1 protein-coding gene is annotated in these 267 nt (G+C 53.6%); it reads left to right on the forward strand.

What is annotated here, in order from left to right:
- Positions 1 to 81: 81 nt before the first annotated feature.
- Positions 82 to 267: hypothetical protein (locus tag KZZ06_RS21030; RefSeq protein WP_219581893.1), on the forward strand; the 186-nt coding region annotated here is incomplete at its 3' end.

Below are 267 nucleotides of genomic sequence, written 5' to 3' on the forward strand. Positions count from 1 at the left end.
GCGGAGCGCGTATCCAAGCAGTTCCTACGGTCGCTTTCCGAATCCACTGAGAAGGCGAACTCGAGAAAATAGGAGGTTTCCATGCCCGTGCCGTTGACCTCATCAGGCGTAGAGCCTCGCTCCTTGTTCGCCCGGTTCTCGAACTCCGGGTGGAGTGGGCGAGCGTTCTGGTCAATTCTGATTGGCATTACAGTCTTTCTATTGATAAGCGGCTATGGCGCATTCGTCGGTGCCAATAAGGCGAATCTCTACTTTGCTTTTTTGGGT

The organism is Sulfitobacter sp. CW3, assembly GCF_019392245.1.
Taxonomy (GTDB): Bacteria; Pseudomonadota; Alphaproteobacteria; order Rhodobacterales; family Rhodobacteraceae; genus Sulfitobacter.